The organism is Actinoplanes sp. NPDC048967 (assembly GCF_040649415.1).
Classification (GTDB): domain Bacteria; phylum Actinomycetota; class Actinomycetes; order Mycobacteriales; family Micromonosporaceae; genus Actinoplanes.
The window spans coordinates 74,934-97,924 of sequence record NZ_JBEZFL010000009.1; the positions used below are offsets into that span (position 1 = coordinate 74,934).

Annotated in this window: 16 protein-coding genes; 10 read left to right on the forward strand and 6 right to left on the reverse strand. The window is 70.9% G+C overall.

All coding sequences use genetic code 11. From position 1 onward, the window contains the following. Window positions 1-5: 5 nt before the first annotated feature. Both AB0C12_RS33140 and AB0C12_RS33145 read right to left on the reverse strand, forming a co-directional pair. A complete protein-coding gene (locus AB0C12_RS33140) occupies window positions 6-1,313 on the reverse strand; it encodes a hypothetical protein (RefSeq protein ID WP_360553817.1) in 1,308 nt (435 codons plus the stop codon). A 16-nt stretch (window positions 1,314-1,329) separates the two neighbouring features. Beyond that, entirely contained in the window at window positions 1,330-2,958 is a 1,629-nt protein-coding gene (locus AB0C12_RS33145) for a hypothetical protein (protein ID WP_360553818.1), read from the reverse strand. Window positions 2,959-3,217: 259 nt separating this feature from the next. Here AB0C12_RS33145 and AB0C12_RS33150 point away from each other — a divergent pair, with 259 nt between their 5' ends. After that, window positions 3,218-3,691: a hypothetical protein gene (locus tag AB0C12_RS33150; protein WP_360553819.1), complete on the forward strand. Its 474-nt coding sequence runs from the start codon at window positions 3,218-3,220 to the stop codon at window positions 3,689-3,691. A gap of 86 nt (window positions 3,692-3,777) precedes the next feature. On the opposite strand, the gene AB0C12_RS33155 is transcribed toward AB0C12_RS33150, so the two are convergent. Beyond that, window positions 3,778-6,036, reverse strand: a complete 2,259-nt coding sequence (locus tag AB0C12_RS33155) for an MMPL family transporter (protein WP_360553820.1) — start codon at window positions 6,034-6,036, stop codon at window positions 3,778-3,780. Window positions 6,037-6,211: 175 nt separating this feature from the next. On the opposite strand from AB0C12_RS33155, the gene AB0C12_RS33160 reads away from it, so the two are divergent. The 3 genes from AB0C12_RS33160 to uvrA all read left to right on the forward strand — a co-directional run bounded on the left by AB0C12_RS33160 (window position 6,212) and on the right by uvrA (window position 10,614). Next, complete coding sequence (locus tag AB0C12_RS33160; RefSeq protein WP_360553821.1) at window positions 6,212-7,384, forward strand: sensor histidine kinase; 1,173 nt, start codon at window positions 6,212-6,214, stop codon at window positions 7,382-7,384. Continuing rightward, the gene (locus AB0C12_RS33165; RefSeq protein ID WP_360553822.1) at window positions 7,359-8,021 is read left to right on the forward strand and encodes a response regulator transcription factor; all 663 of its coding nucleotides are present in this window, start codon (window positions 7,359-7,361) and stop codon (window positions 8,019-8,021) included. Before AB0C12_RS33160 ends, AB0C12_RS33165 begins: the two co-directional genes overlap by 26 nt. Window positions 8,022-8,145: 124 nt before the next feature. Then, the gene (uvrA, locus tag AB0C12_RS33170) at window positions 8,146-10,614 is read left to right on the forward strand and encodes an excinuclease ABC subunit UvrA (RefSeq protein ID WP_360553823.1); all 2,469 of its coding nucleotides are present in this window, start codon (window positions 8,146-8,148) and stop codon (window positions 10,612-10,614) included. A 7-nt stretch (window positions 10,615-10,621) separates the two neighbouring features. On the opposite strand, the gene AB0C12_RS33175 is transcribed toward uvrA, so the two are convergent. Beyond that, on the reverse strand, window positions 10,622-11,761 hold the full coding sequence (locus AB0C12_RS33175) for a hypothetical protein (protein WP_360553824.1): 1,140 nt from the start codon (window positions 11,759-11,761) through the stop codon (window positions 10,622-10,624). A gap of 5 nt (window positions 11,762-11,766) precedes the next feature. On the opposite strand from AB0C12_RS33175, the gene AB0C12_RS33180 reads away from it, so the two are divergent. The 3 genes from AB0C12_RS33180 to AB0C12_RS33190 are packed head-to-tail and all read left to right on the forward strand — an operon-like array spanning window position 11,767 to window position 18,087. Then, window positions 11,767-17,289, forward strand: a complete 5,523-nt coding sequence (locus AB0C12_RS33180) for a VWD domain-containing protein (RefSeq protein WP_360553826.1) — start codon at window positions 11,767-11,769, stop codon at window positions 17,287-17,289. A 28-nt stretch (window positions 17,290-17,317) separates the two neighbouring features. After that, window positions 17,318-17,626, forward strand: a complete 309-nt coding sequence (locus AB0C12_RS33185) for a hypothetical protein (protein ID WP_360553828.1) — start codon at window positions 17,318-17,320, stop codon at window positions 17,624-17,626. Further along, window positions 17,623-18,087 (forward strand): DIP1984 family protein, encoded by a 465-nt coding sequence (locus tag AB0C12_RS33190; RefSeq protein WP_360553830.1) that lies wholly within the window; start codon window positions 17,623-17,625, stop codon window positions 18,085-18,087. Before AB0C12_RS33185 ends, AB0C12_RS33190 begins: the two co-directional genes overlap by 4 nt. Window positions 18,088-18,352: 265 nt before the next feature. Here the strand turns inward: AB0C12_RS33190 and AB0C12_RS33195 are convergent, their stop codons facing one another. Both AB0C12_RS33195 and AB0C12_RS33200 read right to left on the reverse strand, forming a co-directional pair. Further along, a complete protein-coding gene (locus AB0C12_RS33195; protein WP_360553831.1) occupies window positions 18,353-20,185 on the reverse strand; it encodes a ricin-type beta-trefoil lectin domain protein in 1,833 nt (610 codons plus the stop codon). A gap of 180 nt (window positions 20,186-20,365) precedes the next feature. Further along, a complete protein-coding gene (locus AB0C12_RS33200; protein WP_360553833.1) occupies window positions 20,366-20,878 on the reverse strand; it encodes a MarR family transcriptional regulator in 513 nt (170 codons plus the stop codon). An 85-nt stretch (window positions 20,879-20,963) separates the two neighbouring features. Between AB0C12_RS33200 and AB0C12_RS33205 the strand changes: the two genes are divergently transcribed. From AB0C12_RS33205 to AB0C12_RS33215, 3 genes are read left to right on the forward strand one after another with little or no spacing between them, the layout of a single operon-like run. After that, the gene (locus AB0C12_RS33205) at window positions 20,964-21,554 is read left to right on the forward strand and encodes an NAD(P)H-dependent oxidoreductase (protein ID WP_360553834.1); all 591 of its coding nucleotides are present in this window, start codon (window positions 20,964-20,966) and stop codon (window positions 21,552-21,554) included. A gap of 26 nt (window positions 21,555-21,580) precedes the next feature. Beyond that, on the forward strand, window positions 21,581-22,030 hold the full coding sequence (locus AB0C12_RS33210; RefSeq protein WP_360553835.1) for a nitroreductase family deazaflavin-dependent oxidoreductase: 450 nt from the start codon (window positions 21,581-21,583) through the stop codon (window positions 22,028-22,030). Between the two features lie 13 nt (window positions 22,031-22,043). Then, window positions 22,044-22,976 (forward strand): NADP-dependent oxidoreductase, encoded by a 933-nt coding sequence (locus AB0C12_RS33215; protein ID WP_360553836.1) that lies wholly within the window; start codon window positions 22,044-22,046, stop codon window positions 22,974-22,976. The last annotated feature ends 15 nt before the right edge of the window (window positions 22,977-22,991 follow it).

The window sequence follows — 22,991 nt, forward strand, 5'->3', positions numbered from 1 at the left end:
TTCTTCTAGGTGGAAGTGGTGCGCAGAAGGGCGGCCAGATCGCCCCGGCCGACCGTCTCGAGTGCGGCGCCCAGCTCGCCGAGCCGGCTGCGGTCCGCCAGCCACTCCCACAACGCCCGGGGCTCGTCCCCGCGCTGGAACCGGCGCTGTTCGAACGGCGGCACGCCGAGCACGTCGGCGACATCCGGCCAGTCGTACTGCAGGCGCCGGCACACCTCCACCTTGACCCGGCCGGCGGGTCGCGGCGCCGCCTCCGATGCTGACAGCACCCGGGCCAGCAGGGAGTACAGCACCTCGGCCGAGGCGCGGGCGGCGAAGTGCTTGAACCGGTCGTCCTTCTCCGGGTTGGCGCCGTCCATCACCCCCTTGGCCACCAGCCAGTGCGGCACCTGGTTGTCGTGGGCCACCGTCGCGATCGTGGCCGCCTCCATCTCCAGCGCCAGGATCTTGCGTTCGCCCAGGTTCTTGAGCATCTCCCAGATGCCGGGGCTCTCGATCACCGCGCTGCCGCTGGCCATGGGCCCGGCCAGCACGGCGAACGGCAGCGTCTCCGGTCCGTCCACGTCGTCGGCCAGTAACCGCTCGATCCTGGCGCGGCCGGTGCCGGTCAGCGCCAGGCCGCTTCCGTGCCGGACGATGAGGCCGCGTTCCTCGAGCGTACGCAGCCGGGTGTTCCAGGTGCCGCGAGGGAAATAGCGTTCGCGCGCGGGATGCTTGCGCGCGTCCTGGCCGTGGTGGAGCCGTTCCAGGAGCCATACCGCCGACTCGTCCTCGGTGGCTTCGCCGTGGCTCGGCAGGCCGGCCGGGTCGAACTCCTGGGCGGCGCGCAGCCAGCGGGTGTCCTGCGGGTAGTGCCGGTGGTCGCCGAGGAACCGGCCGCCGGTGTGCTTGCCCTCGTCGTACTCGTAGGCGGGGTCGGCGACCACGATGTCGCCGGGCGCGGTCCAGCCGGGGTTGCCGGCGCAGACGCCGGACATCGCCAGGCACCGGGGGCGCAGCCGGAGGACGAGGGCGGTGGCGAGGGAGGCGATGGTGCGGCCGCCGGTGCCGGTGGCCCGGGCGAGCGCGATGCTGAGCCCGGCGTGGGTGCCGGTCAGGTACGGCGTGGCTGTGCCTGCGTCATGCTCCCGCCAGGCCGTCGTCACCGCCGCCTTGGCCGCCGCGTACTCCTCGCGGAGCGCGGTGAGGATCAGGACGTCGACCGCGTCCGCCGGTCGCGGAGATCCACCGGTGACATTGCTGACCTTGCCGGCCACCGTGCCGTTGTTGGTCCAGGAGCCCAGGTTGATCGCGCCGATGGTGGTTTCGGTCATGGACGGAATCTCCTCGTCAGCTCTCGGTCTGCTCGGTGGTGGTCTTCGTCCCGACGACTTCGCCGTGGTTGACCACGTCGCCGTTGTTGATCATGCCGACGTTGAAGACCGAGGCGCTGCGGGCGCGGTACTCGGTGGTGTCCACGTCGTGCTCGTCGAGGAAGTCCAGCACGTGGGCGTAGACCCGGTTCTCGATCAGCCGCCGGAACTTGAGCACGTCCCGGCTCTGGGTGAAGTTGCGGAGTTTGTCCTTGGTGCCGAGCTGGCGCACGCTGACCTGGGCGCCGCGGTCGGTCAACCGGCGCGTGCGGCGGCCACGGCGGGAGTTGCGCAGGCCGATCGTCTCGGCCGAGGCGAGGATCAGCCGGCCGGGCGCGTGGGTGATGGTCGACGAGGTCTCCCGCACGCCGGTGAGGAAGGCGCGGATCCAGGCTCTCGACCCGCGGCCGCCCTCGAGGTCGACGATGCGGTAGCGCTCGTTGCAGGGGGCCATCAGGGTGGTGGTGACCTCGAGGTACAGGGACCGGCCCTGGACGGCGATGTGCACGTGAACGGTGGTGACGACCTCGCCGCCCCAGGAGACGACCTGGCAGACGAGGTAGTGCCGGGCCGGCTGGGTCGGGTTGCGGATGATCTCGCGCATCTGCTCGGGATCGGTGGTCAGCGAACGGCGGCCGTCCTCGCGGGCGGAGAGGAAGACCCGGTCGGTGACGGTCAGGTCGGGGATGAGCGTCTCGGCTTCGCCGGTGGTGAGCCGCTGCAGGTGGCCGCGGACGTAGTCGACGATCTCCTCCGCGGTGAACGGCGGTGCGGGGAACTCGCGCTTACCCTCGTCGAGCCGGCCGGTGTCGGGCAGCGCCGACTGCTTGCGGACCAGCCGGACCGCGAAGCCCCAGGTGCTGAAGATGTCGCCGGCGCCGATGAACGGCTCGAAGTCGCTGTAGACGATCGTGTTCGCGTCCTGCTGGTCCTCGATGTCCCGGAGCCGGGCGTTGATCCGGGTCGCCGGCATCGGCCGATCGGACGCGAACTCCTCGATCCGCTTCTCCTGCCACAGCGAGAACAGGGTGGGCAGCACCAACGCCGCGGCGGCGGCCGCGATCGCCGCGCCGGCGGCCCGGGGCGCCCCCATCAGGGGCTGTGGGTCGAGGAGCAGAACCGTGGCGACGAGGATGGCCAGGGTGATCCAGGCGGCTGCCCAGCCACAGAGGATCGCGAGCGTACGCCGGTTGCTGCGGATCGCGGTGCCCGGCGTGGCCGCGCGCCACTGCCGCAGCCGCTCGTCGACGACGTTCTTGGCCGTGTGGGTCGTGCGCAGCGCGATCAGGCCGACGATGATCGCGGTGAAGGCCCGCCAGTCGAGCGCGGCGGTGACGAGCAGGGCCAGGACGATGGAAGCGTCGCGCCCGATCGCCAGCCGCCGGGCGCGCAGGCAGTGCCAGAGCACGGCGCTGAGATCGAAGCCGTACGACGGCGCCACGAACCGCCGGGGCTGGTGGTAGACCTCACGCAGGCAACGGCCGCGGAAGTAGGGGTCGGCGTAGGCGCCGACCGACAGGTACCGGGTGGCGGTGCTGGTGGCGACCACGGGTGGCGCGGAAGGCGGATCGTCGAAGGTCGGGGGCTCGACTGTCTGGATGGCCATGGGACCGTCCTCTATCGGCTGGACCGGCTTAATGTCGGACTGACATGAAGAACTATGACGCGTTCGTCCATTACTGTCAATCTGACATCTTCTAGCCGACGTGATCGAGCCGATGATGCTCGACCGCCCTACCGAACATCTACCGCGGTCGTTCCGGAGGCACCGCCGGTGCCGGCCTCACCCGTGCCGGATGAGCCGCCCGGCGCCGGGGGCGGGTGAGATGACCTCAACTGAGCCATGACGCAGGGAAGGAACCACGATGGCCGACAAGGCATGGGCCGGTTGGATCTCCTTCGCCGGCACGCTGCTCGGGCTGGTCGGCATGCTGAACGTCGCGCGGGGTGCCGTGGCGTTGATCTCGGACAAAGAGATGGTGGAGTTCGCCGACAACGTCGTCGTCGACAATGTGACCGCCTGGGGATGGACGGTTCTGCTGTCCGGCGTGCTGTTGATCGCCATCGGTGCCAGCGTGTTCGCCCGGCGGACGTGGGCGCGGATCGCGGCGATCGTGCTGATCCTCCTGCATGCCACCACACAGGTCGCGTGGCTCGACGCGTACCCGATATGGGCGTCTCTGATGATCGGCCTGGACACGGTGATGCTCTTCGCGCTGACGGCCCGGTGGTCGCCGGACCGCGACGACCTGCCCAGCCTGCGCGATGCTGCCGGCGGCACGCCGCGCAGCGCCGGCAGTCTCGTCGGGGAGACGGATCTGCAGCCCAGGATGAGGTGATTCCCGACGCCGCACGCCGGTACGGAGGCTTCGGCCCGGGCGCCTCCGCCGGGCCGGGCGGAGGCGCCTCGCGGGCGAGGGTTGCGTCAGTGGATCCGGGCGAGCACCTGTGGATCGGCGGGCGTGCCGTCCCGCACGGCGTCGGTGCCGGCCGGGCGTCCGGGTAGCACCCGGTCCAGCCACCTCGGCAGCCACCAGTTGGCCCGGCCCAGCAGCGTCATGGTCGCCGGTACCAGGACCATCCGCACCACCGTGGCGTCGATGAAGATCGCGGTGGCGAGGCCGAGCCCGAACATCTTGGTCGACGGATCGTCGGAGATGGCGAAGGACAGGAACACCGCCACCATGATGAGGGCGGCCGAGGTGATCGTCCGGGCGGTGCCCGAGACGCCCCGCACGATCGCCTCGTTGTTGTCACCCGTTCGCAGGTACTCCTCCCGTACGCGGGACAGGAGGAACACCTCGTAGTCCATGGACAGGCCGAACAGGATCGCGAACAGGAACATGGGGATGAACGACACGATAGGTACCGTCGCTTCCAGCCCGATCAGCGCACCACCCCAGCCCCACTGGAACACCGCGACCATGACGCCGTAGGCCGCGCCGATGCTCAGCAGGTTCAGCAGCACCGCCTTCAGCGGTACGAGCACCGACCGGAAGGCCAGCATCAGCAGCACGAACGACAGCGCCAGCACGGCGGCCACGAAGAACGGCAGGCGTTGGCTGGTGCGGCGACCCACGTCGGACAGGCCGGCCGCGGCACCGCCGATGTGGGCGTTCGCCGGGCCCGGCCCGACCGCGGCCGGGAGCACCTCGGCGCGCAGCCGGGCGACGGTGTCGGCCGTCGCCCGCTCCTGCGGTCCGGTGGTCGGGAACACCACGAGGGTCGCGATCCCGGTGGCCTGATCGACCCGCGCCGGCGCGACCGAGGCGATGCCCGGGTCGGCGGCGACCGCCGCGGCGACCCGGCCCGCCGATCCTGGATCACCCGCGAGGTCGACGGCGACGATGAGGGGACCGTTGGTGCCCGGGCCGAACCCGTCGGCGACGAGGTCGTACGCCCGGCGCTCGGTGCGGCTGTCCGGAAGCGAGCCGTCGTCAGGTAGCCCGACGCGCAGGCCGAGAACGGGCAATGTGGCGGCCAGGAGCAGCCCGGCCGCGCCGACCGCGTACGGGATCGGATGCCGGTTGACGTGCCCGATCCAGCGCCGCCAGCCGGGCGCGGGCCCGGCGCCCGCCACCGCGGCGCGCCGCGGCCCGGACCGGCCCCGGCCGAACAGCCGGCCCAGCGTCCCGACCCCGGCCAGGCGTGGGCCGGCGGCGCCGAGGAAGGCCGGCAGCAGCGTCACCGACGCGACCACCATGATCAACACGACGATGGAGACCGCGAGCCCGCCCATCGTCATGAACGGCACGTCCGCGACCGCCATGCCGAGGATCGACACGACCACGGTGCCGCCGGCGAAGACGACGGGTCGCCCAGCCGTGGCCACCGCTCGCCCGGCCGCCTCGCGGGGCTCGAGCCCGAGCCTGAGGTATTCGCGGTGCCGGACGAGCACGAACAGCGCGTAGTCGATGCCCACCCCCAGCCCGACCATGCTGCCGAGTACCGGGGCGAATGTCGGGATCTCGATCACCCGCGCGAGCACCGTCATCGTGGCGACGCCGACGGTGAGGCCGAAGACCGCCATACCGATCGGCAGCGCGGCAGCGATGAGCGAGCCGAACGCCAGGAACAGGATCGCGGCCGCGGCCAGGAGACCGATCAGCTCGCCGGTGCCGCCGCCGGTGCCGGAGAAGGCGAAGAACAGGTCCCCGCCCATCTCGATGCGTAGCGGCACCTCGCCGCGCAGCCGGTCCCCGAGGTCGACCAGAGCGTCGAGGTCGTCGGCTGACAGCCGGCTCTGGTCGGGGTACTGCACGCGGACGACGGCGATCCGTCCGTCGGCCGACACCAGGCCGGCGCTGACGCCGGCATCCGCGCCCCGGCCGAGCGCCTCCGCCGGGTCGCTGGTGCCGAGCACGTGCGGGAGTTGCCTCACCTCGGTCTGCAGCCGCGTCAACGCGGCCCGCGCCGGGCCGTCGTCGAAGAACGACGCCCCGCTGTCGACCGGGGTGACGACCACCTGGGCGGTCATCCCCTCCTGGCCGGTGCCGGCCCGCTCGATCAACTCCGCGGCCCGCTGGGAGTCCAGTCCGGGCGCGGTCATCGTGTCGGCGGTCCGGCCGCCGAAGGCGGTCGCGGCGAGGACCGCCAGCGCGGCGGCGAGCAGCCACGCCGCTATCACCTGCCACGGATGGCGGGCGGCGCTGCCGCCCAGTCGGGAGAGGGCTTTCGAGAGCATGGGGGTCCTCCAACCACCTCGTCGGCCGCGTTCGCACGACCGCCGATGACGAGAGTCGTCGCGGCGGCGCTTCCGGGCATCGGCCCGGGAGCCGCGGATCGGCCCGTCCCCGGGCGGACAGACGCCCCGTTCTTTCGGCCGATGCGCGGCGCGGTGGGCTCCCTAGGCTGAGACCGTGCTGCGAGACGACCTGCGAAACTTCTGGACCGAACCACGGCCGCCCGATGCGCCGGAGCGGTTGTGGCGGGACTGGGCGCTGGTCGCCGCGGCCCTGGGCAGTGTGATGCTGGAGGCCACGCTGCGGGACGACGTCGTGTGGCGGCCGGTTGCGGTGGCGTTGGGCGTCTGGCTGGCCGTCCTGCCGCTGTGGCGCCGGACCCGCCCGCTGGCGATGATCGCTCTGGCGTTCGGCGCGATAATCCTGCTTCAGGTGGCCACGGTGGTGGCCGACCCGCCTGAGCCGGTGGGCCTGTACTCCGGCATGGTGGTGCTCGTCCTGGTGTATGCGTTGCCGCGGTGGGGATCGGGCCGGGAGGTCGTGCTGGGCGGCGTGGTGATCCTCGCGGGCTTCGCGGTCTCGGCGGCGACGGACGACACCCCGGTCGCCGAGGAGATCGCGGGCCTCGTGTTCCTGCTCATGCCCGCGGTGATCGGGGCATCCGTACGGTTCTGGGCGACCGCCCGAGAACGGCAGCTGGAGCGGATGCGCTCCCATGAGCGGGAGCGGCTCGCCCGGGAGCTGCACGACACGGTGGCCCACCACGTCTCGGCCATGGTGATCCGCGCCCAGGCCGGCCGGGTGGTCGCCGGCGCCGACCCGGCCGCCGCGGTCGAGGCGCTGGAGGGGGTCGAGGAAGAGGGCGCGCGCACGCTGGAGGAAATGCGGGCCATGGTCGCGACCCTGCGCGACCGCGGCGCCGGCGCCGAACTCGCACCGGCGGCCGGTGTCGCCGACCTGAACCGCCTGCTGCGCGCCCCGGGGGTGCGGCTGCGGGTGGACCTGGGCCTCGACGGCGACCTGGACGCGCTGCCCCCGGCCGTGGACGCGGCGGTCTACCGCATCGTCCAGGAGTCGGTGACCAACGCCATGCGGCACGCGGTGGACGCGACCGAGGTCACGGTCCGGGTGACCGGAGAACCGCAAAGGGTACGGGTGACGGTGCGCGACGACGGCGCGCGAGCCGGCCGTGGTCGCGACGGGTACGGTCTGGCCGGGCTGCGAGAGCGCGCTGCCCTGCTCGGCGGGGAGTTGAGCGCCGGGCCGGGCGCCGACCGGGGCTGGCATGTCGACGCGGAGCTGCCGCGGGGGAGGGCGGACAACCGTGTCCATCCGCGTACTGGTCGCTGACGACCAGCCGGTCATCCGTACCGGGCTGCGCATCATGCTGAACGCCCAGCCCGACGTCGAGGTGGTGGGCGAGGCCGCCGACGGGCGGGAGGCGGTCCGGCTGGCCCGTGACCTGCGACCCGACGTCTGCCTTTTCGACATCCGGATGCCCGAGGTCGACGGCCTGCAGGCCACCCGGCTGATCGCCGGTCCGGGCGTGGCCGATCCGATGGTCGTGGTCGTGATCACCACCTTCGATCTGGACGAGTACGTCTACGGCGCCCTGCGCGCAGGGGCACGCGGGTTCCTGCTCAAGGACGCGGGGCCCGATCTGCTGGCGCAGGCCGTACGGTCGGCCGCCGACGGCGAGGCGCTCATCGCGCCGAGCGTCACAGTGCGCCTGCTGCGGGCGTTCGCGGAGGTGACGACCGGGCGGCCGGCCGCTCAGCCGATCTCGCCGGTCACCAGCCGCGAGGAGGACGTGCTGCTGGCCGTCGCCCGGGGGCTCACCAATGTCGAGATCGCCGACGCGCTGCACATCAGCCTGAGCACGGTGAAGACGCATCTGGCGAGCCTGATGGCCAAGCTCGGCGCCCGCAACCGCGTGGAGATCGCGATGTGGGCGTACGAGACCCGCCGGATCGTCCCGGGACCCTGAGCGACAGGCGCGAGGAGCCGGTGGAGGTCATGAGCGGATCATGCGGTGCGCCGGTTGTCCTCGCGGCCACCCGGATCCGCTCGTGGCGGTGATTCGGCGCCGCCGAACAGGGTAATCAGACCTGGTGAAACACGACGTGGGTGACCGGTTCGTGCGCGTCCGGGGCGCCACCGAGCACAACCTTCGGAACGTCGACGTCGACATTCCCCGCGATGCCATGGTCGCCTTCACCGGCGTCTCCGGTTCGGGCAAGTCCTCGCTGGCCTTCGGCACGCTCTATGCCGAGGCTCAGCGCCGGTACTTCGAGTCCGTCGCGCCGTACGCCCGCCGGCTGTTGCAGCAGGTCGGTGCGCCGCACGTGCAGGAGATCACCGGCCTGCCCCCGGCCGTGGCCCTGCAACAGCGGCGGGGAGCACCCAGTTCGCGGTCGACGGTCGGCACCATCACCACGCTGTCCAACCTGCTGCGGATGCTCTACTCGCGTGCCGGGACCTACCCGCCGGACGCCCCGCGGCTGGAGGCCGAGGCGTTCTCGCCCAACACCGCGTCCGGCGCCTGCCCACGGTGTCAAGGACTGGGCGTCGTGCACGACGTCGCCGAGGACCTGCTCGTCCCGGACCCGTCGCTGAGCATCCGCGACGGCGCCATCGCGGCCTGGCCGGGCGCCTGGCAGGGCGCCAACCTGCGCAGCGTCGTGACCGGCCTGGGGATCGACATCGACCGACCGTGGCGCAAGCTCAGGAAGAAGGACCGGGACTGGCTCCTCTACACCGACGAGCAGCCGTCCGTCCTCGTCGAACCCGAGCGTGACCGCATCGACAGCGGCTACTACGGGAAGTTCTGGAGTGCCCGCCGGCACGTCATGCACGTACTCGCCGACTCCAAGAGCGACCGGATGCGCGAGCGGGCGATGCGGTTCGTCCGGAGCGTGCCCTGCCCGGTGTGCCATGGCAGCGGCCTGCGCCCGGAGGCGCTCGCGGTGACCTTCGCCGGCCGTACCATCGCCGAGGTCAACGCGATGCCCCTCGCCGCCGTCGTGGCTCTCCTGCGGCCCGCCGCGGGGTTGTCCGGGGCCGGGGCGGCCACGCCGACCGCCCGGTCCGGGGAGACGACCGAGGTCGCGGTCCGGCTCTGCGCCGACCTGGTCGCGCGCATCGAGGTGCTGCTCGACCTCGGCCTGGGCTACCTCAGCCTCGGGCGCCGCTCGACGACGCTGTCGCCCGGCGAGGCGCAGCGCCTGCGTATCGCCACCCAGTTACGTTCGGGGCTGTTCGGGGTCGTCTACGTGCTCGACGAGCCCTCCGCGGGCCTGCACCCGGCCGACGCGGAGCCGCTGCTGGACGTGCTGGACCGGCTGAAGGCGGCGGGCAACTCGCTGTTCGTCGTGGAGCACGACATGGACGTGGTCCGGCGGGCGGACTGGGTGGTCGACATCGGCCCCGGCGCGGGCGAGAGCGGCGGACGCGTGCTGTACAGCGGTCCGGTCCCCGGCCTCGAACAGGTCGAGGAGTCGGCCACCAGCCGGTACCTGTTCGGCCGGGCCGAGATGCTCGACCATCACCCGCGTACGCCCCAGGGTTGGCTGCACCTGCGCGGCGTCTCCCGCCACAACCTGCACGGCGTGTCCGTCGACGTGCCGCTCCGGGTGCTGACCGCGGTGACCGGGGTGTCCGGGTCCGGAAAGTCGACGCTGGTCACGCAGGTGCTCGCCGAGGTCGTGCGCGGCCACCTCGGGCTGGCGAGCGACGAGCCCGACGAGGCGGAGCTCGACGTCGACGTGCGGGACGCGGCGGGGCTCGACTCGTTCGACCGGCTGGTCCGGGTCGACCAGCGGCCCATCGGCCGCACGCCCCGGTCCAATCTGGCCACCTACACCGGGATGTTCGACGCGGTGCGCAAGCTGTACGCGACGACCGACGAGGCGCAGGCGCGCGGGTACGCGGCCGGGCGGTTCTCGTTCAACGTCGCGGAGGGGCGGTGCGAGACGTGCCAGGGTGAAGGGTTCGTCGCGGTCGAACTGTTGTTCCTGCCCGGCACCTACGCGCCGTGCCCGGCCTGCCACGGCGCGCGGTACAACGCGGAGACGCTGGAGGTGACCTACCGCGGCAAGAACATCGCGGACGTGCTGGCGATGTCCGTCGACGACGCCGCCAAGTTCCTCGCCGATGTCCCGGCCGCCTCCCGGAGCCTCGAGACGCTCCGGGAGGTGGGGCTGGGCTACCCGCGGCTGGGCCAGCCGGCGACCGAGCTCAGCGGGGGCGAGGCCCAGCGCATCAAGCTCGCCACCGAGTTGCAGCGGGCCCGCCGCGGCCACGCGCTCTACCTGCTCGACGAGCCGACCGCGGGGTTGCACCCCGCGGACATCGCGTTGCTGCTACGGCAGCTGCACCGGCTCGTCGACGCCGGTAACACCGTCGTCCTGGTCGAGCACGACCTGGACACGATCGGAGGCGCCGACTGGGTCATCGACCTCGGTCCGGGTGGTGGGGACGCGGGCGGCCGGGTCGTCGCGACCGGCCCTCCCACCACGATCGCCCAGGCCGGGGAGAGCGCGACCGGGCGCCATCTGGCGCGCCACCTCGAACGCTCCTGAGCGGCCGTCAGCCCTCGGCCTTGATCACCTCGGGGGTGAGCAGCACGTCCGCGAAATCGGCGCGGGCCGCGGCCACCACTGCCGGATCGGGCTCGCCGGAGGCGAACCACGGTTCCAGGTCCCGGGCCTGGACCAGGTGCCGGCCCCCGGCCAGGGGGCGCACGTCCCAGCCCGGCAGCGGACCGAGCCGGGACAGGTGGGCGTCGGTCACCACCTGGATACCGTGGGCGTCCGGCACGTACCGGTCCCACAGCCGCCGGTTGCGATGGACCTTGGCCTCGGTCACGTGCGGCAGCGCCGGAACGGCGCCGCCCAGGTCCATCCAGGAGATGACCTCATAGCGGCCGGTCCGGACGAAGGCGGTGTCCAGCCGGTCCGCGAATTGCAGGAGTGGTGCGCGCAGGTGCTCCACCCGCTCGCGCCAGTTCGGGTTGTCGTCGCCGACCTGACAGGTGGCCTCGCCCCAGACCCCGAGATCAGCGCGCCTCACCACCCCCGGTGCGCGGTACGCGATTCCTGCGGCATGGTCGTGCTCGGCCGCCCACACCAGGTGCTCCGCGATGCCCCCACCGGAGAACTCCACGCGGGACCGCCCCATCGTCAGCTGGACCGCGGCGCCGGGCAGAGCCGCCCAGGTCGCCAGGTACCGGCACAGCGCCGTGGTGGTCCCGGTGTCCACTGCCCACCGCGGCGGTCCCCATCGGCCGACAGTGCCGGGCGGTGGTTCCTCAGCCAGCCGGAAGCCGAGGTAGGCCGCCGGCCTGATCGCGGTGTCGAGGCCGACCGTCGCCTCGGACGGCGGCGCCGGGGCCGGGGCCACCGTTCCGGACCAGCCGTCGTGCGTGAGCGCTTCGGTGAAGGCGGTGAGCCAGGACCGGTTCTGCTCGGCCGTCCCGATCAGGTCGAGGAAGACCACCGGACCGTCGGGCGACGGTTCGACGCTCCTCGCCCACACCGCGTCCGGGCGCACACTTTCGTTCGCACGGGTCATCGCAGCACCGGCCGCGGCCATCGCGTCGGCCAGCGACCGGGGTGAATCCCCCTCGGTGCCGCGGAAGAGCAGTTCCAGGCTGTCGGCGTTGAGTGCCAGCCGCCGGTTGATGGCGGCCAGCTCCGCCACCACTGCGGAACTGTTCGCTTCTGTCATCACTCTTGACCCTCCGTGCCCGCACGCATACCTTCTGGGCACATTACCGGGGCCGACCCGTTCCACTTTGCTGGTTCGTGGGCCCCGCACGGGGGAGGGCATCGATGATGCGCGCGTTCCGACGGACTCTGCCGGCTCTGCTCATCTGGCTGGTGACAGCCGCGATGGTGGTGTCGGCCGGCACCAACCGGGCCGTCGCGGCGCCGCCCCAACCCGAGCCCGGCCTGACCGCGGCGGGGATCGGAGACCCCTGCAAGCCCAACAGCACGCAGAGCGTTCTGATCGATCCCAGCCCGCCCCAGTGCATCGCCGAGGAGACCCGTTCCACCCGGGTGCGTGTCACCAACAGCTGCATCACCCGTACGAAGGCACTGTGGCCGGACGCGACCTACTCCAAGGCGGAATGCCGTGGCGGTGACGGCCTCCAGGCCGAGGCGATCGCCCAGGCCCGGGCCATCGCCCAGCTGAACGCCCGCGGGACCTACGGCCCCAGCTCACCCGGTGGGATCAGCCCCAACCTGCAGTGGGAGACCCAGATACCGGGTGGCGGACGGCCCGACCTGTTCATCTACGACCGCGGCAACCCGGACGGTCCCGTCGGTCTGGTCGAGATGAAGGTCGATCAGGCGGGCGGCGGCAAGGGCATTGCGGGTGCTCAGAACGACCTGAAGGACTATCGTGCCGCCTTCCCGGAAACGGAGAGCGGTCGCGATGTGGTTCCGTACGCTGTCCCCGGCGGGTTCACCGACCGGTTCTTCATCACGTTCGGACCCTGTAAGTACTTCCCCGAGCAGGAGTCCGGCAACTGGTACACGACGCACACCGTGCCGAACATCCCCGGCGTCCTGGTGTCGGACACGGTACGCCAGGAGTGCCCGCGGCGCTCCGGGCAGGAGAACGAGGAAGACGAGTACGAGGGCGAGATCGGGGCCGACCGCAACCACAACAACATCGACGACTTCCTCGACTACGTGGCTGAGCACCCCGAGCTGTGGCGCCTGCCCTTCCGGATCCCGAAGTGGTTCGCGCCGGCCAAGGAGCCGGTCCGGGTCCTGCTGGCCGATGACGCGCTGCTGGCGTTCGAGCGGGCCCTCGTGAGTGCCGGTGAGAGCGGCCTGCCGGCGCTGGTCGAGGCGATGAGCGGCGTCGCGGTCGAATCGGAGGCGGCGATCATCGCCGGTGACGCGGTCGCCCTGGGCATGACCGCGGAGGAGCTGGCGGTGGCCGAACTGCTGCTCGTGGATGCCGGAGTGGTGACGCTGGGCACCGCCCTGGTGATCGCCGCGGTGGTGGTCGTGGTGGCGGTCGCACTGGTGGCCCTGTGGAAGCTGTATCACGGACAGGGCAACGTCTACGGTGAGCCCCATCTCGGCACTCTGGACGGTCTGGCCTACGACCTGCAGTCGCACGGCGAGTTCCATCTGATGCAGATCCCCGACGCGGACGTCGACCTGCAGGCCCGGTTCGAGCCCGGGGCGATCACGAACGCGACCCGGCTGAAGGCGATCGCGTTCCAGATGAACGGCACGCCGGTCGAGATCCGGGACAACGGCACCCTGTTGGTGAACGACGAGGTCCAGCCGACCAGCAAGGTGTGGATCGACCTGGGCAACGGCGGCGTGCTGTGGCGCCACGGCAACCGGATCATCGCGACGTTCCCGGGGGCCGACCCCACCACGCTGTCCCTCAACGGCACCGACTTCACCATCAAGGTGCCCGCCGGCGTCGCGACCCGGGGGCTGCTCGGCAACAACGACGGCATTCCCGGCAACGACCTGGTCACGGCCTCCGGTGAGCAGGTCACCGGGGCGTCGGCGGCGGTCCTGCACGGACGGTACGCCGACTCGTGGCGGATCACCCACTCCGAGTCGCTGTTCACCTACGCCGACAACGAGGACACCGAGACCCACACCAACCGGTTGTTCCCGCCGAACATCCTGACCCTGTCCGACTTCTCCGAGGCCGAGCTGAACGTCGCCGCCACCGCCTGCCGGGCCCAGAACGTGCCCGAGGGACCGCAGTTCGACGACTGCATGTTCGACATCGCCCTGACCGGCGACGACTCGTACGCGCAGTCCGCCGCCGCGGTGACGGACTTCCTGCAGGACCCCACCGCCCGGAGCGTGTCCGCCGGCGGCACCCTGACCGAGGGGTACGACGGGACCATCCCGGCCAACCTCAAGCCGGTGAGCCTGGTGGCGGTGCCCGACGGCAAGGCGGCCGGCCCGATCTTCGACAAGAGCGGTTACAGCTTCTCGGTCCCCGCGCTGCCGAGCCACGCGGAGGTCACGGTCGCCCTCGATCTCTACGTGTTCGGCATGCGCGACGGTGAGCCGGCGACCGGCAGTGTCGCGATCAAGGCCGACGGGCTCACCCCGGTCACCGTCGGATTCACGCCCACGGCGGCCACGGTGACCGCCGGACCGGGCCAGGTCACGCCGCTCGGGGTGGGTGAGTCGGCGGCCGGGCAGTTCAGCCGGTACCGGGTCACCCTGCAGGGCGGGCACCTCTCCGACCATCTGCGCGTCTCGGTGGAGCCCAACGGGTTCCGGGGTCTGCTGGGCACCAGCCTGGCCGTGGACAACCTGTCGATCGCGATGCCGTTGGTGGCGCCGCAGAACTTCACCGTCGCGACGACGAGCACGGTGTCGGACGGGGTGCCCGCGGCGGGCGCCGGCCGGATCGAGACCCGCGCCTCGCACGACGTCTACTCCCTCACCGTGGCGGCCGGGGCGTCGGAGTACCTCGACCTGCGAACCTGTCCGAAGGGGCTGGCCTACGACGTGTACAACGCGGCCAGGGCCAGGGTGAAGAGCGGGACCTGCTCGGACGCCGAACTGCTGAACCTCGCCGCCGGGACGTACACGATCGATGTGCACGTCTCGCCGACGGCCACGGTCCCGGCGATCTACTCGTTCGCGCTGAGCCCGGTGACCGCCGACGCGACCGGCACGCTCGCCACGAACGGCACCGCAGCCACGGTCACCACGACGGTGCCGGGGCAGAACGCCCGGGTCACCTTCTCCGCCACCGAGAATCAGCGGGTGATCGTCACCTGTGCCGAGACCTCCGCGCTCAGCTCGGTCCGGTACACGCTGCTCGATCCGTCCGGCGCGACGGTGAAGACGGCCTACTCCTGCCCGAGCTCCGGCGTGGCGTTCGACACCGTCACCCTGCCCACGGCCGGGACCTGGACGATCGCGATGAACCCGGCGGCGACCGACGTCGGGGCGATCACCCTGGCTGCGCGCACCGTACCGGCCGACGTGACCGCCACCGCGACCGTGACCGGCACGCCGGTCACGGTGAGCACGACCGCCCCCGGCCAGGACGCGAGGGTGACGTTCGCCGCCACCGCCGGGCTGCGGATCTACGTCAAGTGCTCGGAGACCGCGAGCCTGTCGTCGGTGCGCTACACGCTGCTGGATCCGGCCGGGAAGGCGGTGAAGACGGCCTACTCCTGCCCGTCGTCGGGCACGGTGTTCAACACGATGACGCTGGCGACCGCCGGTACGTACACGGTGCTCCTGAACCCGGCCGCGACCGAGGCCGGCGGCGTGACCCTGGCGCTGTTCACCGTTCCCGCGGACGCCACCGCGACCTCACCGGCCGACGGCTCGCCCGTGACCGTCACCACCACCACACCCGGGCAGAGTGCCCGGGTCACCTTCACCAGCACCGCCGGGCAGCGGGTGTACGTGACGTGCGGCGAGACCACCGGGATCGGTGGCGCCACGTACACGCTGTCGGACCCGGCCGGGGCCGCGGTGAAGACCGCGTACTCGTGCCCGAGTTCCGGCACGGCGTTCGACACCACCGAACTGGCCACCACGGGCACGTACTCGATCACCGTCGACCCCGACAACGCCGAGATCGGCACGATCACCCTGACGGTCCACTCGGTGCCGGCCGACGCGACGGTGACGGTGCCGACGAACGGAACGGCAGCGACCGTCACGACTACAGCGCCCGGGCAGAATGCCAAGGCCACCTTCACGGCTACGGCGAACCAACGGGTGTTCGTCACCTGTACCGAAACGACGGGCCTCGGTTCGGTCAATTACGCGCTGCTGGATCCGGCCGGAACCACCGTGAAGACGATGTCGAGCTGCCTCAGTGGTGGCACGCTGGTCGACACCCTGACGTTGGCCGCGGCCGGTACGTACGCGATCACCGTCAATCCCGACAACGCCGAGACCGGCACTGTCACCTTGGCGATCTACACCGTGCCCGCGGATGCGACGGTGACGGTGCCGACCAATGGGACGGCAGCGACCGTCACCACGACGGCGCCGGGCCAGAATGCGAAGGCGACCTTCACGGCTACGGCGAATCAGCGGATCTTCATCACCTGTGCGGAGACGACTGGCTTGGGGTCGGTCAACTACGCGCTGGTGGATCCGGCCGGAGCCACGGTGAAGACATCATCATCGTGTCTCAGTTCCGGGACGCTGGTCGACACCCTGACGCTGGCCGCGGCCGGCACGTACGCGATCACCGTCAATCCCGACAACGCCGAGACCGGCACTGTCACCTTGGCGATCTACACCGTGCCCGCGGATGCGACGGTGACGGTGCCGACCAATGGAACGGCAGCGACCGTCACCACGACGGCGCCGGGCCAGAACGCGAAGGCGACCTTCACGGCTACGGCGAATCAGCGGATCTTCGTCACCTGTGCGGAGACGACTGGCTTGGGGTCGGTCAACTACGCGCTGGTGGATCCGGCCGGAGCCACGGTGAAGACATCATCATCGTGTCTCAGTTCCGGGACGCTGGTCGACACCCTGACGTTGACCGCGGCCGGCACGTACGCGATCACCGTCAATCCCGACAACGCCGAGACCGGCACTGTCACCTTGGCGATCTACACCGTGCCCGCGGATGCGACGGTGACGGTGCCGACGAACGGAACGGCAGCGACCGTCACGACTACAGCGCCCGGGCAGAATGCCAAGGCCACCTTCACTGCCACCGCGAACCATCGGGTGTTCATCACCTGTACCGAAACGACGGGCCTCGGTTCGGTCAATTACACACTGCTGGATCCGGCCGGAACCTCGGTGAAGACGGCATCGTCCTGCCCCAGCAGCCGCACTCTGATCGACACGGTCACGTTGACCGCGGCCGGCACCTACTCGATCACCGTCAATCCCGACAACGCCGAGACCGGCACTGTCACCTTGGCGATCTACACCGTGCCGGCCGATGCCGCGGTGACGGTACCGACCACCGGAACGGCAACGACTGTCACCACCACGGCGCCCGGCCAGAACGCCAAGGCGACCTTCACCGCGACCGCGGGTCAGAAGATCCTGGTCACCTGCGCGGAGACGGCGAGCCTGGGATCGGTCAACTACGCGCTGCTCGACCCGGCCGGGACCTCCGTGAAGACCGCCAGCTCGTGCCCCAGCTCAGGCACGCTGTTCGCCAGCACCACGCTGACCGCGGCCGGCACCTACACGATCACCATCAACCCCGACAACGCCGAGATCGGCACCGTCACTCTGGCGGTGAAGCCGGGATAGGGCGCGACAGCGGGGTCGCGCCGTACGGATGAAGGGGTTGGACAGCTGGGCCGACCAGGTCGGCATCACGATGCTGGCCCCGATCATCAAGGCGGCCGGCGGCGACCTGGTCCGGACGTTCGTGGTCCGGTGCCGCGTGGACCGGACGCAGCTGGTCCAGCGCGGTCTGGACCGGACGCAGCTGGTCCTCCGACACCTGGCTCGGCCGATCGTGGAGCGGCCGCAGCTGGTCGTCGGCCGGCTGGACACCGGAGCCCTGGAAATGACGCGGGCAACCGGGCACCGCGGGAGAACTCGGAGGCGCCGGCGATCGTGGATGGCCATACTGCTCGCATGAAACTTGCCGAAGCTCTCGCGCTGCGCGCGGATGCGTCGCGCCGGGCCGAACAGCTCCGCTCCCGCATCACCGGCAGCGCGCGCTTCCAGGAGGGCGAGACGCCGGCCGAGGACGCGGTTTCCCTGCTCGCCGAGGCGGCCGATGTGCTCACCGAGCTCGAGTCGCTGATCAGGCGGATCAACCGGACCAACGCCGCGACCCTGGTCGAGGGCGGCACACTGACCGACGCGCTCGCCCGGCGGGACGTGCTGCGCCTGCGCCACAGTGTGGTCACGTCCGCGGCTGACGCCGCGGCCGGCGAGGGCCAGCGCGGATACCGGCAGCTGCGGTCGGAGCTCAAGATGATCCCGGCCCTGCCGGTTGCCGAGCTGCGCCGCCAGGCCGACGATCTGGCCCGGCAGGTGCGGGAGGTGGACACGCTGATCCAGCGGATCAACTGGGAGGCCGAGCTGCTCGACTGAGGCGACGCGGAGCAGGTAACCGACGTGGAGGCGTGCGCGCACCCGAGAGCCGGCGGGTCATCCGGTTCACGCCTGGCGCGCCGGGGGCAGGCGCGGGGGTTCGATTCCCCGACACACATCGCATGCCCAGCACACGGCACAAGTGACGGCGCACAGGGCACAGCACACCACCGAGCGCAGATCCACGACGGCGAGGGCGGGAACGGGGAAACTCCGCGCCGGCCGTGCGGGTGAGGGAGCCGTCCCGCACCCGCACGGCCCGGGGTCAGGCCGGCAGGCTCCATTTCTGGTTCGCCGCGCCGGTGCACGTCCACGTCTGGAGCTGGGTGCCGTCAGCGGTGCTGTTGCCCTTGACGTCCAGGCACTTGCCCGAGCCCACGTTGATCAGGTCGCGGCTCGCCGAGACGGTCCACCGCTGGTTGGGTCCGCCGAAGCAGTCCCACAGCTGGACCACCGCGCCGTCCGCGGAGCTGCTGTCCTTGAGATCGAGACACTTGCCCTGCGACCTGATGGTGCCGTCGGAGCCGACCGTCCAGTTCTGGTTCGGACCGCCGGTGCAGGACCACATCTGCGGCAGGTTGCCGTTCGTCGTCGAGCCGTTGGTCAGGTCGAGGCACTTGCCGCCGAGCCCGGTGATCGCTCCGGTCCGCCCGTTCGGCGGGGTGGTCGGGGTGCTGCCGCCGCTGCCGGGCCAGGTGAACGTGGCCATGGAGCCGGCCGGCAGGCTGTAGCCGAACGACGAGCCGCCGTACGAGACCCGGAAGTTCTGGGTGCCACCGGTGTTGACGGCGACGAGCACGATCGTGCCGTCCGGGTTGCGGAACGCGACGTTCTCGATGCCACCCTGACCGAATCCGGTCGAGTCGATGCGGACCGCGCCGGGCTGGACGAACTTGCTGAGGTGGCCCAGGACGTAGTACTCGGCGTTGTAGGTGACCGATCCACCGTCCACGGTGACCACGCCGGTGCAGTTGGTGCAGCTGCCGATGACCGGGCCGTGCTGGGCGTTCAGGGCCAGGTTCCAGGTGGTGACCGTCCGAGCCCAGTGCCGGGTCGTGCCGATCGCCAGGTTGCGACCCTGCCACCACAACGTGTCGGCGAACGTGTTGCCGGACTCGGTGCCCGAGCACTCGGTGAAGAACACGTCCTTGCCCGGCTGCGCGTTGTGCACGTCGGACTGCGGGCTCGGCTCCGTACCCCCGTAGCAGTGCCAGGCCGACCCGGCGACGTTGTCGCCGGCGCCGGCGTTCACCGCTTTCGGGTAGTCCTGGTCGTCCCAGTTGTGGTCGTACCCCAGGATCTTCGTGCTCAGCCCGGCCGCGCGCAGCTTCGGAGCCAGGTTGTTGATGATGGCCACCTGCTGCTGAGCGCTCATCAGCATCCCCGGGTAGCCCGGCGGCGAGAACTTCGGCTCGTTCTGCACGCTCAGATAGGCGATCGGTACGCCCGCCGCCTGGTACGCCTGCACGAACTTGACCAGGTAGTCGGCGTAGACGCCGATACTGCTGTCCTTCAGGGAGCCGCCGATCAGGTTGTTGTTGTCCTTCATCCAGGCCGGCGCGCTCCAGGGCGTGGCCATCACCGAGATCTTCGGGTTGATCGATCGGGCCTGCGTGACCAGGGGCAGGATATAGGCGTTGTCGTGAGCGACGGAGAATCGCGACAGGCTCGGATCGGCGGCGCCGTCGTCGTAGGTGTAGAAATTGCGCGAGTAGTCGCTGGCCCCGATCGGCTGCCGCAGCCAGCTCAGCCCGATGCCGCCCGGGCCGAACAGCGCGTTCATGATCGCCGTACGCTGCGGCGAGTTGAAGATGTTGTAGGCGGCCGAGTCGGTGAACGAGGCGCCGAACCCGACCATCGACTGGTACGTGGTGCCGGGGTTGACCGTGATGGTCGAGCCGCTGCCACCGCCGTCGAACGTCGCGTTCGCCTTGGGGGTCAGCAGATTCGCCCGGTCCGGAGTGGTGAGCCAGACGTTGGCGCTGGTCGCGGCGACGGAGGTGCCCGCGCCGGCGACGACGGCCGCGCCCACGCCGGCCAGCAGCACGCAGCTCACGGCGGCGACGGCGGCCCGCCGGCCCGATGATCGAAGTCTCATGGTGCTCCTTCGGGGGTCAGGGAGATCTTCACCGCGGCGGTCGGTAGGGGATGGACCGCCGACTATGAAACAGATGAAACAAGCGAATCATCCGTAGACCTCATCAGACCTCGGGCAGAGCGCGTCGGTCAAGCGGCAATGTGTGAAACGTGCGATGTAACAAACGCTGTGCCAACTGCCTCACGATGAGGGATTGATGGCCTTGCGAATTGTCGGCGCGAGCGGCAGGTCCGTGACGCTGAGCGCGGCCACGATCCGGTCGGCCGCGTTCTGCAGCTGCTCCAGCCCGGGCCCGCCGAGACCATCGAAGATCAGCTTGCGGACGGCGGCGACGTGGGCTGGCGCCGCCGACCGGACGGTCTCCCAGCCCTTCTCGGTGAGCACCGCGTTGGTGTAGCGGGCGTCGTCGGGATCGGGGCGGCGCAGGACCAGGCCGCGCTTCTCGAGGCGGACGACCAGGTGCGAGATGCGGGACAGTTCGGCTCCGGTCAGGATCGCCAGGTCACTGAGGCGCAGCGTGCGATCGGGCCGCTCGGAGAGCCCGGCCAGCGCGTAGTACTCCAGATGGCTGATCTGGGCGTCGCGTTGCAGCTGGGCGTCGAGAGCGACCGGCAGCACGACGATGACCGCGTGCAGAGCGCGCCAGGCGCGCATCTCGTCGGCGCTCAGCCACTTCGGCTCCTCGGTCGTCACCCGGCCCACTCTAGCTTTACGTGAACGTTCATACGTTGCCATGCTACTGTCACGCATGAAACTTCACGTAATCTGAGGAGCGAGTATGTCCGCCTTGAAAATCGCCGTCATCCTGGGCAGCACCCGGCCGGGTCGCAACGGTGCGGTCGTCGCCGACTGGGTGCTCGCCCAGGCCGCCGGGCGCACCGCCGCCGAGTACGAGCTGCTCGACCTGGCCGACTACCCGCTGCCACACCTGGACGAGCCGGTCTCCGCGAAGGCCGGCTCCGACCTGTACTCCAAGGACCACACCAGGGCCTGGGCGGCGAAGATCGCCGGGTACGACGGCTACGTGTTCGTCACTCCGGAGTACAACCACTCCACCTCCGGCGTCCTCAAGAACGCGATCGACTTCCTCTACCACGAGTGGACGAACAAGGCGGCCGGCTTCGTCAGCTACGGCGGCGTCGGTGGTGCCCGGGCCATCGAGCACCTGCGCGGCGTCATGAGTGAGCTGCAGGTGGCCCACGTCCAGCAGCAGTTGAGCTTCTCCTTGTTCACCGACTTCGAGAACTTCGCCGACTTCCGGCCGGCCGACATGCACGCCGGCAGCGCCCAGCTGATGTTCGACCAGCTCGAGAGCTGGGCCGGCGCGCTGCGGACCGTACGCGAAGCCGCTCTGACCCCGGCCGCCTGACCGACGACCACGAGGAGTGAGGCGTCATGCCGCTGCACGGTGAGTACGCACCCGGGTCCTTCCAGCTGTCCGCTGAGCAGGTCGCGGCGTTCGAGGCCGACGACGGCCGAGGCGACACCGGGCTGAACCCCGCCGGCGCGCCCATCGTCATCATGACCAGCGTCGGGGCCAGGACCGGCAAGCTCCGCAAGTCGGCGCTGATGAGGGTCGAACACAACGGCGACTACGCCGTGGTCGCGTCCCTCGGCGGCGCTCCGCGGAACCCCGCCTGGTACTTCAACCTCAAGGCGAACCCGCACGTCGAGCTCCAGGACGGCGCGCGCAAGCACGACTACCGGGCCCGCGAGGTCGAGGGCGACGAATACCGGCGCTGGTGGGAACGGGCGGTCGCGATCTGGCCGGACTACGGGGACTATCAGGCGAAGACCGAGCGCAAGCTGCCGATCTTCGTGCTCCAGCGCATGACCGACGTCTGACGGGCGGCCGGCTGTGAGCAGGAAAGTCCAGATCGACCGGTACGGCGGCCCGGAGGTGCTGCGGATCGTCGACGTGGCTCGCCCGCGCCCGTCGGCCGGTCAGGTCCTCGTCGAGGTCGTGGTCGCGTCGCTCAACCCGGCCGAGGTCGGCATCCGGGAGGGGGCGTTCGCGAGAGTCTGGCCCGCCGGCTTCCCGCAGGGCATGGGCCACGACTTCGCCGGCGTCGTCGCCGGTGTGGGCCCGGACGTCACCGGCCTGGCCGTCGGTGACGGGGTCGTCGGGTACACCCCGCGCGGCGCGATGGCCGACTTTGCCCTGGTCGACGTCGGTGCGGTCGCCCCCAAGCCGGCGGGTCTCGGCTTCGCGCCGGCCGCGGTCGTCCCGGCCGCGGGCGCCACCGCCTGGGCGACGGTCGCCGCGGTGGATCCGGCTCCCGGCGAGACGGTGTTCGTCTCGGCGGCCTCGGGCGGGGTCGGCGTGCTCGCCGGCCAGCTGGCCCGCCTGGCCGGTGCCCGGGTCATCGGCGCCACCTCGGCCCGGCACCGGCATGAGCTCACGGCTCTGGACATCGAGCCCGTGGAGTACGGCCGGGGCCTCGAAGCCCGTGTCCGCGCGATGACGCCGGAGGGCATCGACGCGTTCATCGACACGTTCGGCGGTGGATACGTCGAACTGGCCATCGCGCTGGGCGTGGCACCGAAGCGGATCAACACGATCACCGACCACAGCGCGGTGCACCGGTACGGCGTGCAGGCTCGCGGCAACGCCGACGCGATGTCCCCGGCGATCTGGAGCGAGGTGCAGACGTTGATCGCGTCCGGTGACCTGGTGGTGCCCATCGAAGCGGAATATCCCCTCGAGGACATCGCCCGCGCGTACGTCGATGTCGCGACGCGACACGGCTTCGGGAAGAGAGTGGTCCGGCTCCGGCCCGACCCGACCTGAACCGGCGCCTGCCGC